Raw genomic sequence first — 16,963 nt, forward strand, 5'->3', positions numbered from 1 at the left:
AATAAGAAGAGTAGCACAGGAGCGCGATTGTAGAGAGTCAGTGGGTGGTGAAAACTGATTCGCGGCCGGTGTGAATGGACTTATGAGAGTCTACTTGAATCGTTTTTCAAGTAGGACGTGAGATCCCACGTTACGGGATGTGTCTTATGGGCACGCTAAGTGGAAGCAGCAATGCTTCAATTAGAGGTGGCAACGCGGTCTATTCCGTCCTCTGCAATCGGACTAATCTGTCCTTTTGCAGAGGACTTTTTTTATACCTAAAAAGAGGAGAGTTGAGCTGAGATGAGTAGAGAACAGACGAGTTTACGGACGACAATGAAGAAGTTAAATGGGGATTCATTAACACCCATATTGATTTTCAGAAGAATGCAGGGGCAGCGAAAGTTTTTATTAGAAAGTTCTTCGAAACATGAGGGATCAGGGCGCTACTCCTTCCTTGGGATGGATCCACTGAAGTCTTATAGCGGACGCGACGGAAAACTTGAAGAACATGTTTATGCTACTGGCAAGAAATATGTACACGAGGGCGATTTGTTTGTGCTGTTGAAACGATTGATGCCGCGAATTACGGATGATATCGATTTTCCTTTCACAGGCGGAGCGGTCGGCTACGTTGGTTACGGAGCGGGTTCCGACAGTGTGACGCGTTCCCATGACGATATGGGATTTCCGGATGTTAATTTTAATATTTACGAAACCATTATTATTTTCGACCATGTGTTGAATGAAGTGACATTGCTGCATACGGAAATTAATCCGGAACAAAGTGCTCCTGATTTGGACGCACTGGCAGAAAGTATGTTATCCGGACCGGAAAAAGAAGAGTTGGCTTTTGCGCTCTCGGATTATAGCTGTTCTGTCACACAACAACAATTTGAAGAGTTGGTACGCGAAGCAAAAGGGTATATCGAGCAAGGAGAGGCTGAGCAAATCGTACTGTCTAGGCGTTTAGTGGCGGACTTTAACGGTGATCCATTTTCATTATACCGAAAGCTAAGAAAGCGTAATCCTTCACCTTATATGTATTATATGGAATTCGATGATCACGTTGTTTTAGGTACGTCCCCAGAAAGTATCGTAAGTGTAGCGAATGGCAAAGTGATGACGAATCCAATTGCAGGGACACGCCGACGTGGTGTAGATAAAGCAGAAGATCTAGCACTAGAAAAAGAGTTGTTGGCGGATCCAAAAGAACTAGCGGAGCACGATATGTTGGTTGAGCTTGGACGGAATGATTTGAAGAAAGTATGCCTTCCAGATTCGGTGCAAGTCACAAGTTATATGGAAGTCGTTCGTTACGAGCATGTTATGCACATTGTATCGGAAGCAGAGGGAACATTGTCGCCAGTGCTACATTCATTGGACGCGTTAACGGCATGCCTTCCGGCGGGTACGGTAACAGGTACACCGAAAAAACGAGCAATGGAATTGATTGATGAATTGGAGAAAATGGACCGGGGTATTTACGGCGGGGCAATTGGGTATATCGGTTTCAACGGGAATATGGATTTTGCGTTGACGATTCGCACGATGGTTGTGAAAGACGGTAAAGCATATGTTCAGGCAGGAGCAGGAATTGTGCAAGCGTCAGATCCAACAGCAGAATTTATGGAAACGGCCAATAAAGCCAAGTCCTTGTTGGAAGTCATTAACTAAATCGATGATGAATTGATTATGAGAAAGAGCAGAGCAGAGGAGAGATTGAGATGAGAAGTTTTGTTAGAAGAGTAGAGTTGGGCGAGCATTTGATGTATGAAGAAATGGTGGAAGCTTCTAAGTTGATGTTTAATGAACAAACCGCATCGCAGGACATAGTTGATTTCCTTGTGGCGTTGTCACGAAAAGAAGAAACGGCCCATGAAGTAGCGGCTCTTGCTTCGGTAATGAAATCGTTCGCACTTCGGGTAAATGTTCCACGGGAAACATTTATGGATAACTGCGGAACAGGCGGAGACGGCTCAAATACGTTCAATATTAGTACAGCATCCGCGTTCGTATTGGCAGGAGCCGGCGCATCCATCGCTAAGCATGGTAATCGGAAAGTTTCGAGTGCCGCGGGAAGTTCTGATGTATTGGAAGCCCTTGGCATTCATATAGACTTCAGCTTAGATGAAACCATCGAACTTCTTCAACAGGAAGGAATCACCTTCTTATATGCGCCAAATGTTCACCCGAAAATGAAACGAATTGGTGCAATCCGGCAGCAAATTGGCAAGCCGACTATCTTTAATCTAGTAGGTCCTTTGACCAATCCAATCCCATTGAAAACACAGTTCACGGGTATTAATAGACCGGATTTCACGATGGAATACGCATCCGTATTGCGCATGCTTGGCAGAGAGCGGGCAATTGTCGTATCGGGCGCGGGGGGAATGGACGAAGCGTCACTTGCGGGACAAAATGCATTTGTCCTTCTTGATAAAGGCGATTTGATCCCATTTTCGCTGACAGCAGATGATGTGGGGCTTGCATACGCTCCGATTTCAGCCATACGTGGAGGCGACGCAAAGGAAAATGCAGCAACAATTCGGGCGATTTTCAATGGACGACGCGGTCCTCATTTCGATACAGTCGTTTTCAATGCAGGCATCGGATTATTTGCAAATGGGCGAGCAGGGACAATTCAAGAGGGCGTCAAACAGGCGACTGAAAGTATTTTATCTGGCAAAGCATTGCAAAAGCTTAACGCTGTCGTAGCATTCAGTCAGAAAATCGGTGCAAAGGCGGTGGCAAGATGACGATTTTAGACAAGATTTTACACGAGAAACGGCGTGAAGTACAAGACATGTTGGCAGAGCAGGATGTACGACAAGAAGCACGTCCAGCGCGTCCATCTTTATTCAACAAGCTATATAAAACAGAGCATTTGCAAGTCATCGCGGAAATGAAGCGCGCATCTCCTTCGAAGGGGCTTATCGCGGAAGGCGCTGATCCCGTTGCACAGGCAATTTCTTACCATCGCGCAGGTGCAGCGTGCATCTCTGTATTGACGGATAGTCACTTTTTCAAGGGGTCATTCGAAGACCTAGCAGCTGTAGCGGACAATGTTCCTATTCCGTTGCTATGTAAGGATTTTATCATCCATCCTGTACAGATTGACCGAGCAAAAAGGGCCGGAGCCTCTGTCATCCTGTTGATTGTTGCTGCACTTACTGATGATGAACTCGCTGAATTTCATGCCTACGCGCTGCAATCTGGCTTGGAAGTATTGGTAGAAGTACATGATGAGGCTGAACTGAAACGCGCTATCGCCATCAACGCAAAATTAATTGGTGTAAATAATCGTGATCTCCGCACATTTAAAGTGGATTTAAAGAGAACAGAAGAGATTGCAGCCCTGTTTCCGTTCGATGAAGAACGTGTCCTCATCAGCGAAAGTGGTATCTGGGAATCGGAAGATGCGTTATTTGTAGCAGATGCTGGCGCAAGTGCAGTACTCGTTGGGGAATCGTTGATGCGAAGTGGTGAAGTCGCTGCAGCTATCCAATCACTGCAAGTCGCATTACCGAGGGTAGTCCGATGACGAAGGTGAAAATTTGTGGACTTATGGAATCACAACACGTGAAAACGGCAGTCGATGCTGGAGTAGATGCAATCGGCTTTGTCTTTGCTCCAAGCCGACGACAAGTGACAATTGCCAAAGCGCAAGAGTTGGCAAAGAATATTCCACCTGGAGTGCTGAAGATTGGGGTATTTGTTGATGCATCACAAGATGAAATTGAGCAAACCTACCGAGAAGTACCGCTAGATTTTGTTCAATTTCATGGTGATGAAAGTTCAGATTTCATCGAAAAAGTCGGACTTCCTTCCATTAAAGTGTTATCAGTTTACAGTGATGAAGATGCAAAGCGATTTGCACACTATGAAACAGACTACTTTTTGTTTGATACACCTGGAACGGACTTTAAAGGTGGAAGTGGAAAAACTTTTGATTGGCAACTAATGAAAGATGCTGGTGTACAATCGGACAAAGTTATTCTGGCAGGTGGACTGAACGCGGATAATGTTGCACAAGCAATCAGGATGGTACATCCATATATGGTGGACGTTTCAAGCGGAGTAGAAGTTATGAGAAGAAAAGATGACAAGTTGATTCGCGCATTCATTAAAGCAGTAAAAGATGAGGAGAGATAAGCGATGGTACAAGAATTGGGTGCAACTCAAACTACACAGGCAGGACGATATGGACGATTTGGTGGGCAGTTTGTTCCTGAAACATTAATGACAGCACTTATCGAACTGGAGGCTGCTTATGATGATGCGATTGCCGATCCGGCTTTCACGGACAAAGTAAATTATTACTTAAAGGATTTTGTCGGACGGGAGACGCCGCTGTACTTTGCAGAAAGACTTACTAAAGAAGCGGGCGGTGCGAAGATTTATCTCAAACGGGAAGATTTAAACCATACCGGCGCACATAAAATTAATAATACGGTTGGGCAGGCACTCCTTGCGATGCGCATGGGCAAAAAGAAAATCGTTGCGGAAACCGGAGCGGGTCAGCACGGAGTAGCGACAGCAACAGTATGTGCTTTGTTTAATCTCGAATGCGTTATTTACATGGGGAAAGAAGATATTCGCAGGCAGGAATTGAATGTTTTCCGCATGGAGTTACTTGGAGCAAAAGTCGTTTCAGTCGATAAAGGATCAGGCACACTGAAAGATGCAGTCAATGAGGCGCTGCGTTACTGGGTGGCAAATGTGGAAGACACGCATTATATATTAGGATCTGCGCTTGGTCCGCATCCATTCCCTAGAATTGTTCGTGATTTCCAACGTGTAATCGGTGTGGAAACGAGACGACAAATTCTGGAGAAAGAAGGGCGTCTGCCGGATGCGATTGTGGCGTGCATCGGCGGTGGGAGTAATGCAATCGGCATGTTCCATCCTTTTATTGATGATGAAGACGTTGCTTTGTATGGTGTTGAGGCGGCGGGAAGCGGTATTGAAACAGGACTTCACGCAGCTGCAATTGCGGACGGCAAAGAAGGCGTTCTGCACGGAGCGTATATGTATGTATTGCAAGACGATGATGGATTCATCCAGGAGGCGCATTCCATTTCAGCGGGTCTCGATTACCCCGCAGTTGGTCCGGAACATAGCCATTTACATGATATCGGGCGCGTTACATACTCGTCTGTCACGGATGCGGGTGCATTGGAAGGATTGCAGTTATTGGCGAAAGTGGAAGGTATCATCCCTGCCCTTGAAAGTGCACATGCGGTTCACTATGCAGTCGAATTGGCAGGTACGATGGGGGAGGAAGAAATTCTCGTTATTTGCCTTTCAGGACGTGGCGATAAAGATGTCCAAACGGTACGCGATGCTTTAGGAGGTGGCTTGAATGACTAAGCAAGACTTAACTAACGCGATTACTGATTGTGTAACCCGAGGCGATAAAGCATTTGTGCCCTACATAATGGCGGGCGACGGCGGTCTTGAAACGATTAAGAAAAACATATTATTTCTCCAACAAACAGGTGTGACTGCAATCGAACTGGGTATTCCTTTTTCGGATCCGGTCGCAGATGGCCCAGTGATTGAACAAGCGGGAGAACGAGCACTTGCTAAAGGGGTAACACTTCGTAAGGTATTGAAAGAACTCACTTTATTCAAGGATGAAGTCACTGTTCCGCTTGTAATCATGACTTATTTGAATCCGATTTTGAGCTATGGCATTGATCAATTTGCGAAGGATTGCCAGAACAGCGGTATCAGTGGACTTATTGTGCCTGACTTGCCACACGAAGAAAGTGGACTATTGCAGAATTCTCTTACAAAATCCGAGATTGCACTCATTCCACTAGTCTCGCTAACGAGCCCACCAGAACGGATTAAGACAATAACAGCGGCAGCTGAAGGCTTTGTGTACGCAGTGACGGTAAACGGTATTACAGGGGTGCGGGATGGATTTGGCGCTGATCTTGCTGCCCATTTGGAGCAGCTGAAAGCGGTAAGTCCTGTCCCTGTACTAGCAGGGTTCGGTATTTCAACACCTGAACAGGTCCGGTCAATTGGTGCACTTGCAGACGGAGTCATTGTTGGAAGTGCGATTGTTGCTGCTTTTCATAGAAATGACTTGACGTCAGTCGAGGCATTAGTAAAAATGTCGAAAAAAGAAATATATATGTTGAACAAATGAATACGGCGTATGCGCTTTAAAGGGGCTTTTGGGAGACCACTGAAAAGCCCTAATACTTGGAGTGAATTGGAGTTCCTGCTAATACCGCTTCGACGCTTTGTGGATGCCTCCCGCGATAAGCCAGAAAGGAGGCCGCTTTCAGTCTTATCGCTCCGGCTACCACGAAGTCGCGTCTTCGCTGGATGGTCTATTTGAGATAGCGCACTTCATAATCTGTGATGAAATCTGCAACCTGGAGTGCGCCATTCTTGAATATAGTTATATATGTTGAATCCGGTATATATACTGAGCGAAGGCGCCTTAACAGGGGTAGCCAACCGAACAACGAAGAGTTCGGTTTGTATAATTTCTGCGTTCTTTGCAAAAATTATACAGTTAATGCCAAGAGGTTATTCCAGATTGGTTAAAGAATACCTCATCTGGCTTATGGCGGGAGGCATCCCCTAGCGCCGTAGCAGTTCAATGGGATTCATTTATATAGTATCAACTAGTAATCACCTTACAATCTCGCCATATACATCTCGAAATTACATTTTTCTCGAAAATATACAACCTAGCGAAGGCGCGGCAAAGGGGTCGCCGAAGCCGTAAGACTGGATGCGAAGCGCTAATCCAGGCTTACGGTGAAAGGCATCCCCAAAGCGCCAAGTGTTCTACAATGCACACCCCGAATTACAACTCTCTCATTATTGAGTACCACAGCAGATTCAATGGGATTCTTTAATTTAACATTTATAGTTAAGAAAAACGCCCTTCCTTGCGTGAGAAATCACACGAGGAGGGGCGTTTCTTATACAGTGATGCTGCTTTGTCGTATAGTGCTAGAATAGGGTTGTACAGTTTCTATTTTTAGTCAACGACCACTTCTGACATTCTTTTTTCAGTTATCCATACAGTCCCAAACTCAACAAGCGGTTTCATCGGAACGACTTTGCAAAGGGCTTGTCCTAACTTGCCGTCGATAGCAATGCCGGGGTTCATTTCCTCGAACGCGGTACCCAATTCGGGGAAAATATCCGAATCGACATCGACCATATCAAAAGTGGCCCAAATTCGTTCACCGTCTTGCATGATGGCTGCACCTTGAGGAGAGACTGTATATTCAGGAGCTAGGTATTCAGCTAAATGAAGTGCGGTGCATGATTCATAACTGACTCCAATCATAATGACCTTCACATCCACATTCAACATTTTTCCGAGTGGAGAACTCGTTCCGAATGAATCATCGAGCGGATGTTCACTCATCCAGTCATCTGCGTGGCGGCCCCACGCCATGAACGAATGGGCGGGGTGAGAACTTCGAATTGTTTTTGGATGGCGATGGAAGCAGTCAGCGATTTTCCCCATTCCACGTAGATGGGTTAAGTTCGGGTCGTAAGCGGGAATAGATTGACGTATAGGTTCATGCCACGCTTCTGGGACAGGGGGAAGCATCCAGTAAGATGGTTCCGAATTGTCGGCAGACTGCGCGGGCATGATGATTGTCCCGTTTAACGTCACTGTTTCCATCAGCGCTTCGACGACGGCTTGTGCACCACCTGCAATCCACCCCATCAATTTAAGGGATGAATGGACAATAATATGATCACCCGATTTAACACCAAGTAAGTTAAGCTGCTCTTTTAGTGTCTCTTTCGATTGGAATGAATGGGTATCGAGAATCGTTTCAAATTCGGTCATGTGGATCACTCAATTCTATAGATATTTTCGAAAAGCATAGCAAGCAAGAAAGGTTTTGCCAAGTTTTATGAAACCTTTCTTGCGGACGAGCGTACATATATAAAAGGAGATGTGTTCAATGGATGCGAATGTGATTAGACAGGAAGTTGAAACGACATATGAAAAAGTGAAGTCGTTGGCAGGTTGGACGGTGGATAAAAACGTCGTGCTGACAATTACATCGTACTATGTCACATCTGAAAGGGAGTTTGACGCGGAAAGTTTGAGTCGAGTAATGGATGCACTAAAAAGTAAATCCAGCTGGCTTTCTCCGCTACGCGGCAATCTACTTCCGATGATGGCTGCATTTCTAGATAAGCCTGGGACAGATATCGACAAAGAGGTGAATCGTTTATTCGCGAAGCAACAAGTCTTAAAAGGTATAGGCTTCCGCAATACAATCCATTCATATTTGGCTGCGCTCCTGTTGACCAACGATACAGAGCTCTATGAAAACGAGGCGCGTCAAGCTAAAAAACTATATGATGCGATTAAGAAACGGCATTTTTTCCTGACGTCAGACGATGATTACGCATATGCAGTATTGTTAGGGAAAAGGGGCGCTGATCCAATGGAGCATGCGAAGTCGATGCGTGCGTATTATGACTCATTGCGAACCGAGGGATTCCGTTCGGGAAATGAACTACAATGGCTGTCACAAGTGATGACTTACATACAGATCAAGTTTGATCCAAGTCTCATAACCAGGGCTGCGGAAGTACTAAATCATTTCAAGCGCAATACGAAAGTAAGACCTGTGCATTATCCGATGATTGGATTTCTTACCGTATTTGGAATAGATGATATAGAACTGCAGAATATTGTCGAACTTACGCATTCATTGGAGGAATCTAAACCTTTTAAATGGAATCGGGAAATGGCGTTGTCTATTGCGATTGGGTACATTATGCATAAATTGACTGAAAGTGCAGAAGCAGAAAGTGTTAGTCTTGCGACGTCAGTGGAATTGATTATACAAGCACAGCAAGCGGTGATGGCTGCGACGATTGCAGCGATGGTTGCGTCTACGTCAGCAAATTCAGCAAATAATTGATTGTGATTCGCTTAATTCCCATCCAGTTTCGATTGGCTTTTCCATCGTGGGGAAAGTAGACCTCCAAAACTCGATTTCAACTCCGTGTACCTCGTCGATGAACTGGTAACACCTAAAAATTTTTTTATGATGAACACGTCCTGTTGAATACAAAAAAAGATTTCATTCCAAATCGGAAATGGAATCTTTTTTGCGTTTTATAAATAAAATGACAAATTTTTATTTTTAAAAAGCTAAAAGTATTTCGGGTCAGGAAATGCTTTCAGGTCAACGTTTGTAACCTATTTGTAACCTAATTGTCACACGCGGAGTTTTTTATGTATTTGGTATTCTGGAAAAATAGTGTTGTCATCCATAAATTTGTATAGTATATTGGTGCAAGTGATTCAATATCAGAAAATTTACTATTAATAGTTTGGGAGTTTAAGTAATGTAGGGAGGAAGTTTTCTTGGGAAACCCGGTATTGGAAATTAAAAATCTCCGCACATCGTTTCGAATTAAAGATAACTACTATGCAGCAGTTGATGATGTATCATTGACTGTTGAAAAAAATGAACTGCTAGCCATCGTAGGAGAATCGGGTTGTGGGAAGAGTGCATTTGCTTTTTCAATAATGGGTCTGCATAGTCAAGCAAAAGTGGAAGGGAATATTTACTTTAAGGATCAGAATATAGTGAATATGTCTCCAGCTAAGCTAAATGAATTGCGTGGGAATAAAATGGGGATGATTTTTCAAGACTCGCTTTCCGCATTGAATCCATTAATGACTATTGGCGATCAAATTGATGAGATTATATATATCCATAACAATAAGCTACCGAAAAAGGAACGGAAAGAGAGAGTCATTGATTTGCTGAATAAGGTTGGAATTGTCAATCCAGCATTTACTTACGATCAATACCCCCATGAATTATCAGGTGGAATGAGGCAGCGGGTAGTGATCGCGATGGCGATTGCCAATGAACCGGAGCTATTGATCGCCGACGAGCCGACGACCGCCCTGGATGTGACCATTCAATCTCAAATACTTGATTTAATAAAAAAGCTCAAAGAAGAGATTCACGCGGGGATTATTTTGATTACCCATGATTTAGCGGTTGTTGCTGAAATGGCGGACCGAGTTGCTGTCATGTACGCAGGTCAAATTGTTGAGATTGCAGATGTTTATACGTTATTCGAAAACCCTTTGCATCCTTATACAAGGTCGTTACTGAACTCAGTTCCGAATTCAAATGAAGAGCAATCTGAACTTCATGTAATTGAGGGTATTGTCCCGTCCTTGCAGAAGTTGGTCCGTAATGGTTGTCGGTTTAGCCCTAGAATTCCTTGGGTGGATGAGTCAGCTCATGAGGAGAATCCGGTATTGCACGAAGTAACCCCGGGTCACTTCGTACGCTGTACCTGTTACCGACAGTTTAGCTTCCCTGATAAAAGCAAGGAGGATCAGTACCATGGCGTTTCTTGAAGTAGAAGATTTAAAAGTCCATTTTCCGATTCAAGGTGGCGTATTTGGTAGGACTATTGACCATGTCAGAGCAGTTGATGGTGTCTCATTTTCGATTGAAAAAGGGAAAACATATGGGCTTGTTGGTGAATCTGGGTCCGGTAAAACAACAACTGGACGGGCAATCATCGGTTTAAATAAAATTGCTTCTGGAAAAGTTACTTTTGACGGACAGGACATAACTGATATGAGCCGTTCAAAAGTGGGTGCACGTAGGGATATACAGATGATTTTTCAAGATCCCTATTCCACATTGAATCCAAAAAAACGAGTACTTGATATTGTATCCGAACCGCTTCGTAATTACGAAAATTTTTCAAGAAGTGAAGAAAAGAAGCGTGTCGGAGAACTATTAGAGCTTGTCGGTTTAAGTCCAGAAAGTATACATAAATACCCGCATGAATTCTCAGGTGGACAACGCCAACGGATTGGGATTGCTCGAGCAATTGCTCTAAAGCCAAAGCTAATTATTGCTGATGAACCTGTGTCAGCGCTTGATGTTTCCGTTCAAGCACAAGTCTTGAACTTTATGCAAGAGATTCAGAAAGAATTGGGTCTTACTTATCTTTTTATCAGCCACGATCTTGGAATTATCAAGCATATGTGTGATCGAATTGGGATTATGTATAAAGGACGTTATGTGGAGGAAGGGACTCCGGAAGATATCTTTAAAAATCCACAGCATATTTACTCAAAACGGCTGGTTGCTGCAATCCCTGATATTGATCCTAGAAAACGTGAGCAACAGGTACAATTCCGCCAAGCGGTAAAAGAAGAATATGAGCAGTCGTACGACAATTATTTCGATGACTTGGGCTTGGCCTATAAATTACAGCCTGTATCGGACACACATTTAGTGGCTTTGCCTGGGAAAGGGTGAATGGTATGTGGAAATTCACTGTACGTCGAATTGGAATAATGATTCCGCAAATTGCATTACTCAGTATTTTGATATTTATCATGGCAAAAATGATGCCTGGTGATGCGTTAAGTGGTTTGATCGATCCGAATATTGATCCAGCTACGATTGAAGCGATGAGACAAAGATTGGGCCTAGATAATCCTTGGTATATTCAATACCTGGACTGGGTTAAAGCGTTGTTTCAAGGAGATTTAGGACAATCCTTCCGCTTTAAAATGCCAGTCACCGAATTAATTTCTCAACGACTTGTTAATACATTTTGGCTGTCTCTAGTTACGTTAATTTTGACTTATTTAATCGCGATTCCTCTTGGCATAACAAGTGGACGGTATAACGATTCATGGGCCGACCGATTAATAACTGGTTATACGTACGTAGGATTCGCGGCCCCATTATTTATCTTTGCTCTTGTTATGGTTTGGGTCTTTGGTTTCCAATTTGGTTGGTTCCCTACTGGTGGTAGTGTAACTCCAGGGCTTAGTCCAGGTTCGTTCGAATATGTACTAAGTAAAATAAATCATTTATTGCTCCCTTCATTATCAATGGCTCTCATCGCAACGGTTTCGACCGTTCAGTATTTGCGAAGTGAGATTATTGATACAAAACAGAAGGAATTTGTGGTGACAGCACGGGCGAAGGGTGCATCTGAGTCAAGGGTCTATAACCGTCATATTTTAAGGAATTCATTGTTGCCAGTTGCCGCATTTTTCGGGTATGAAATTACGGGATTAATCGGAGGAACTATTTTTATTGAAAGCATCTTTGGATATCCAGGAATGGGTCAGCTGTTCCTAGAATCAATTTCACTACGTGACTTCAGTGTGGTGACATCAGTTGTTCTAATATTTGGGATTGCAGCGATTTTAGGTGCATTACTTTCAGATATTATATTAAGTATTGTTGACCCACGTATTCGTATAAAATAAGAACTCGATAGACTTTGAGGTGGTTAAGGTTGGAAATGAAAAATGTCCATTTACCCGACAGTACACTGGATGCAGATAGAAGCCCATCCGGTTGGAGTATTATCTGGCGCGAAATTGTTCGAGATAAACTAGCTTTTATATCATTAGTTTTTCTTACACTCATTATGGTATTTGTATATGGTGTATCCCTGTTTTTAGATCAGAAAGAAATTGTGACAGTAGACTTGTTTTCTATTCATAAACCTCCGTCCGCGGAGTTTTGGTTAGGCACAGATTATGGGGGACGAGATGTTTTTGGGCAGCTGATTATCGGGACACGGAATTCACTTTCGATTGGGATTCTTGTAACAGTAATGACAGGCGTCATTGGAATTACTGTTGGCTTAGTTTCAGGTTATTTTGGTGGGAAAATTGATAATATAGCCATGCGGATTGTTGACTTTTTCATGATTTTACCGTTTCTGATGATTGTCATTGTGTTTGTATCAGTTTCGCCTAAATATACCATTTTGACATTTTCCTTGATTATGACAGCCTTTTTGTGGATGGGAAAAGCACGGTTAATCCGGTCGAAAACATTGCAAGAAACAGAACTAGATTATGTGCAGGCTTCGAAGACGCTCGGCTCCTCTAATCTGAAAATTATGTTTACTCAGGTGTTACCGAATTTAAGTTCAATTATTATCGTTTCGATGACATTGAGCTTAGCTGCAAACATTGGTTTGGAATCCGGGCTGTCATTTTTAGGCTTTGGTTTTCCGGAAAGTACGCCAAGCCTTGGGACACTTGTCAGTTATGCAAGAAACCCACAAACTTTGGAGTATAGATGGTGGATCTGGTTACCTGCATCACTGCTGATTTTAGTGCTGATGTTGAGTATAAATAATGTCGGTCAAGCGTTAAAACGTGCGACTGATGCACGACAAAGAAGAGGATAAGAAGGGGGAGAAATTTATATGGTAGGGAAGAAAAGTCTAAGAAAAGTTCTATTCGCAATGATGCTTGTTCTATTACTTGCGTTAGCCGCTTGTAATAAAGCAGAAGACGCGGAACCAGCAGATTCTGGAACTAAGAAAGAAGAAGGTAAGAAGGAAGAGACCAAGAAAGAAGAAGTCGCAGATGATGGACTCTATTCGATCGATGATTTTAGTAAGATTAAAACAAATGAAGGTGAGGCAATTGAAGGGGGTTCGTTTACATACGGACTTGTTTCAGATACAGCCTTTGAAGGAACGTTGAACTGGAACTTCTATTCAGGCAAGCCTGATGCATATGTTCTTGATTGGTTTGACGAAGGCATGTTGACATGGGATTCAAGTTTTGTGTATACACAGGATGGTGCTGCAACATATAAATCATCTGAAGATGGAAGAACATTCACGTTTACGATTCGTGACAATGTAAATTGGCATGATGGTAAGCCAGTTACAGCTGAAGACTGGGCATTTGCACATGAAATCCTTGGTCATGCTGACTATGATGGTCCGCGTGCAGGAGATGTACTTAACATTGTAGGTATGGATGAATTCCAAGCAGGTACATCGGAAACAATTTCCGGTATTGAAATAGTAAGTGATAAAGAATTAAAAATCACATATAAAGAGGCAACGCCGTCACTTATCACAGGTGGTATTTGGACATACCCACTTGCTAAGCATATCTTTGGCGATATGCCTGTTAAAGATATCTCATCTTCACCGGAAGTACGTCAGAAACCAATCGGTTTTGGTCCGTTTAAAGTTGACACAATCGTACCTGGTGAATCAGTTACGTTTACTAAAAACGAAGACTATTGGCGCGGGGCACCAAAGCTCGACACAGTTACTTTAAAAGTAATCAATCCAAACGTCGTTGTTCAATCACTTGAAAAAGGTGATGTAGATACAGTAAGTGATTTCCCAGTACCTCAGTACCCTGATAATGCTGAGATGTCAAACGTCGAATTTTTAGGCGATGTAGATCGCGCTTATTCGTATGTTGGCTTTAAACTTGGTACTTGGGATAAAGAAAAGAAAGCAGTGAAACCTAATCCCGATGCGAAGATGGGGGATGTGAATTTACGTAAAGCTATGTGGCATGCGGTTGATAATAATACGGTAGGTGAGAAGTTCTATCACGGCCTACGTTGGGCTGCAACAACATTGATTCCACCATCACACCCAGAATATCATGATGCTACAAATCCTGGTACACCGTATGACCCTGAAAAAGCGAAACAATTGCTTGAAGAAGCTGGATTTAAAGATGTTGATGGTGATGGTATCCGTGAAGACAAAGAAGGAAAACCATTGGTTATCAATTATGCTTCTATGTCAGGCGATGACATCGCTGAACCATTGGCACAATATTATATTCAAGCGTGGGAAGCTGTTGGCTTGAAAGTAGCACTGTTAGATGGTCGCTTACAAGAATTTAATACATTTTATGAAGGCGTTGGCCAAAATGGAGATGACAATCCTGAAATTGATATTTATTCAGCTGCTTGGGGTGTAGGTATCGACGTAGATCCTAGTGGTCTATACGCTAAAAACGTATTATACAACTTCGCGCGTTGGGAAAATGCAGACAATGAGCGCCTGTTAGCTGAAGGTATCTCTGAAGATGCATTCGACGTTGAAAAGCGTAAAGAAATATACAATGAGTGGCAACAACTGATGACAGATGAAGTTCCTGTATTCCCAACATTGTATCGTGCACAATTGGTACCAGTTAACAACCGTGTGCTAAACTATGCAATTGGTGATGGAACGGAAATGTATAAGAGTGATATCGCAGTAACGCAAGATAAGTCTATCCCTGCGAAAAAGTAAGTTAAAACGCATATCTGTAACTTGTAGAGGAAAAGAGTCATTTTTCTTCTACAAGTTTTTTTATTGTTAAAAGAAAGTGTGAATACACTTGAAAGTAACCTGAATCTGAACAGGAAAACATGATTGGATAGCGGAATATGATAAGCTTATAAGGACATTAAAAATAGGCGTAACAGCTTCTTAATGAAAGGAAGTTAGCAATATGAAAATAAGACCACAGCGTCTCCAAAAAGGAGACACAATTGGCATTATTGCACCGTCGAGTCCGCCTAATCAGGAAAACTTAGAGCGCTCACTCGCGTTTCTTGAACAGCTAGGATTGAAATGGAAGTTTGGGCAACATGTCTTGAATGTGCACGGATATCTGGCAGGGACGGACGAAGAACGACTTCAAGATTTGCATGACATGTTTGCCGATCCTACTATTAAAGGAATCATCTGTGCGGGCGGAGGATACGGCTCAGCTCGCTATACGGATAAAATCGATCTGCAGCTTATGAAAGAGAATCCGAAAGTCCTTTGGGGATTCAGTGATATCACATTCCTTCATACAGCGATGGGTCTGTATTCCAACCTTGTCACATTCCATGGCCCGATGCTTGCATCATGTGTTGGGAAAGACACGTTCCACGAATTGTCTGCGAAAATGTTCCAGCAGTTATTTGAGCCCATGGAACTTCATTACACGGAAGCAATTTCACCCCTTGAAACCATTACAGCGGGCGTCGCACAAGGTGAACTTGTTGGTGGGAATCTGTCGTTGCTCGCCAGTGGAATCGGCACTAAGTTTGAAGTGGACACGAAAGGTAAGCTTCTCTTTATAGAAGATGTCGGAGAAGAGCCATACAAAGTCGATGGTCTTCTCAATCAATTACGCATGGCTGGAAAACTTAAAGATGCAGTGGGAATTGTCATAGGCGACTTCTCGGATGCGGAACCCAAAAAACGAAAAGAAACACTAACTCTTGATGAAGTATTCGCAGATTACACGGCTAATCTTGGAATACCGGTTGTCAAAGGATTCAAAATTGGCCATTGTCAGCCGCACTTTGCCATACCACTTGGTGTCGGTGCAAAGCTCGATGCTGATAACAAGACGCTGACGATATTACCTGGCGTCGAGTGAAGTTAGATACGAAAGCGGTTTACGCAATTCAATCACATGGAGATTTGCCGCTAAATTGAGGCGGCTCTATGTGTTTGGGCAATAATGCTTTTGGGTATCATATAGGAGAGCGGAACCAAGTAATGAAGCTGAAAATACAAGTATTTATTTGTGATAGTTAAAAGTAAAGTTTCCAGTAGAATTGTAAAAAAACAATTCCATTTTCCTATGCCTTTTTAAGTCATTAAGTTGAAAAAAAAGCCATAAACCATTATAATAGTTTAGTCATCGACATTCTTCGACACATTCCGCAAAAGCCCGATTTAGAAGGGCCCCAATCCACTGGACGGTTGTCCAAAATGGCATATTCATGCAAACTAAGTTTAAAAAAGTAACAGAGAACATTAATTCAATTAATTTTCTGAATCGTACAAGATTTGGTTTTTTTATTAATTAAAAAAAGAGGTGCTTTGAATTGAAATTATCACCGGTCGAACAGGAAAAATTGCTGTTGCATGTTGCAGGAGAACTGGCAATTAAGCGTAAGGAACGCGGAGTTAAGTTGAATTATCCGGAAGCTATCGCACTAATTTGTCACTACATTATGGAAGGTGCGCGTGACGGAAAGACTGTTGCACAACTGATGAGCGAAGGGAAACAAGTGCTTACGGTTGAGGATGTAATGGAAGGCGTCGGCGATATGATTAGTGATGTGCAGATTGAATGTACATTCCCAGACGGAACAAAACTCGTGACGGTCCACCGTCCAATTCAATAATA

General features: G+C 42.9%; 15 protein-coding genes and 1 other annotated feature (1 of these 16 cut by a window edge). Of the genes, 14 read left to right on the top strand and 1 reads right to left on the bottom strand.

Annotation, left to right across the window (positions count from 1 at the left end):
* Nucleotides 1-215: a binding site (T-box leader), on the top strand (it extends 12 nt beyond the left edge of the window).
* A gap of 67 nt (nucleotides 216-282) precedes the next feature.
* The 6 genes from MKX62_RS08015 to trpA are packed head-to-tail and all read left to right on the top strand — an operon-like array spanning nucleotide 283 to nucleotide 6,142.
* Entirely contained in the window at nucleotides 283-1,656 is a 1,374-nt protein-coding gene (locus MKX62_RS08015) for an anthranilate synthase component I family protein (RefSeq protein WP_338654314.1), read from the top strand.
* A 50-nt stretch (nucleotides 1,657-1,706) separates the two neighbouring features.
* On the top strand, nucleotides 1,707-2,738 hold the full coding sequence (gene trpD, locus MKX62_RS08020; protein ID WP_340741165.1) for an anthranilate phosphoribosyltransferase: 1,032 nt from the start codon (nucleotides 1,707-1,709) through the stop codon (nucleotides 2,736-2,738).
* A complete protein-coding gene (gene trpC / locus MKX62_RS08025; protein ID WP_340741166.1) occupies nucleotides 2,735-3,523 on the top strand; it encodes an indole-3-glycerol phosphate synthase TrpC in 789 nt (262 codons plus the stop codon). Before trpD ends, trpC begins: the two co-directional genes overlap by 4 nt.
* Nucleotides 3,520-4,134: a phosphoribosylanthranilate isomerase gene (locus MKX62_RS08030; protein ID WP_340741167.1), complete on the top strand. Its 615-nt coding sequence runs from the start codon at nucleotides 3,520-3,522 to the stop codon at nucleotides 4,132-4,134. Before trpC ends, MKX62_RS08030 begins: the two co-directional genes overlap by 4 nt.
* A 3-nt stretch (nucleotides 4,135-4,137) precedes the next feature.
* Nucleotides 4,138-5,352: a tryptophan synthase subunit beta gene (trpB, locus tag MKX62_RS08035; protein WP_340741168.1), complete on the top strand. Its 1,215-nt coding sequence runs from the start codon at nucleotides 4,138-4,140 to the stop codon at nucleotides 5,350-5,352.
* Nucleotides 5,345-6,142: a tryptophan synthase subunit alpha gene (gene trpA, locus MKX62_RS08040; protein WP_338654305.1), complete on the top strand. Its 798-nt coding sequence runs from the start codon at nucleotides 5,345-5,347 to the stop codon at nucleotides 6,140-6,142. The genes trpB and trpA overlap by 8 nt, the downstream gene beginning before the upstream one ends.
* 849 nt (nucleotides 6,143-6,991) lie before the next feature.
* Here trpA and MKX62_RS08045 read toward each other — a convergent pair.
* Nucleotides 6,992-7,822, bottom strand: a complete 831-nt coding sequence (locus MKX62_RS08045; protein ID WP_067204281.1) for an aminoglycoside N(3)-acetyltransferase — start codon at nucleotides 7,820-7,822, stop codon at nucleotides 6,992-6,994.
* 118 nt (nucleotides 7,823-7,940) lie between these two features.
* On the opposite strand from MKX62_RS08045, the gene MKX62_RS08050 reads away from it, so the two are divergent.
* From MKX62_RS08050 to ureA, 8 genes are all read left to right on the top strand, one after another.
* Complete coding sequence (locus MKX62_RS08050; protein ID WP_340741169.1) at nucleotides 7,941-8,915, top strand: DUF4003 family protein; 975 nt, start codon at nucleotides 7,941-7,943, stop codon at nucleotides 8,913-8,915.
* A gap of 449 nt (nucleotides 8,916-9,364) precedes the next feature.
* A complete protein-coding gene (locus MKX62_RS08055) occupies nucleotides 9,365-10,381 on the top strand; it encodes an ABC transporter ATP-binding protein (protein ID WP_067204287.1) in 1,017 nt (338 codons plus the stop codon).
* Complete coding sequence (locus tag MKX62_RS08060; RefSeq protein WP_340741170.1) at nucleotides 10,368-11,300, top strand: ABC transporter ATP-binding protein; 933 nt, start codon at nucleotides 10,368-10,370, stop codon at nucleotides 11,298-11,300. The genes MKX62_RS08055 and MKX62_RS08060 overlap by 14 nt, the downstream gene beginning before the upstream one ends.
* Before the next feature lie 5 nt (nucleotides 11,301-11,305).
* Entirely contained in the window at nucleotides 11,306-12,268 is a 963-nt protein-coding gene (gene opp4B, locus MKX62_RS08065) for an oligopeptide ABC transporter permease (RefSeq protein ID WP_340741171.1), read from the top strand.
* 35 nt (nucleotides 12,269-12,303) lie between these two features.
* Nucleotides 12,304-13,206 carry an ABC transporter permease gene (locus MKX62_RS08070; protein ID WP_340742563.1) on the top strand — a complete coding sequence of 301 codons (903 nt, stop codon included), beginning with the start codon at nucleotides 12,304-12,306 and terminating at the stop codon, nucleotides 13,204-13,206.
* A gap of 18 nt (nucleotides 13,207-13,224) precedes the next feature.
* Complete coding sequence (opp4A, locus tag MKX62_RS08075) at nucleotides 13,225-15,078, top strand: oligopeptide ABC transporter substrate-binding protein (RefSeq protein ID WP_340741172.1); 1,854 nt, start codon at nucleotides 13,225-13,227, stop codon at nucleotides 15,076-15,078.
* A gap of 202 nt (nucleotides 15,079-15,280) precedes the next feature.
* Entirely contained in the window at nucleotides 15,281-16,204 is a 924-nt protein-coding gene (locus MKX62_RS08080; protein WP_187046335.1) for a S66 peptidase family protein, read from the top strand.
* 454 nt (nucleotides 16,205-16,658) lie between these two features.
* On the top strand, nucleotides 16,659-16,961 hold the full coding sequence (ureA, locus tag MKX62_RS08085) for an urease subunit gamma (protein WP_067204300.1): 303 nt from the start codon (nucleotides 16,659-16,661) through the stop codon (nucleotides 16,959-16,961).
* The last annotated feature ends 2 nt before the right edge of the window (nucleotides 16,962-16,963 follow it).

Origin of the sequence: Sporosarcina sp. FSL K6-5500, from assembly GCF_038005665.1 — a bacterium.
Classification (GTDB): Bacteria; Bacillota; Bacilli; order Bacillales_A; family Planococcaceae; genus Sporosarcina; species Sporosarcina psychrophila.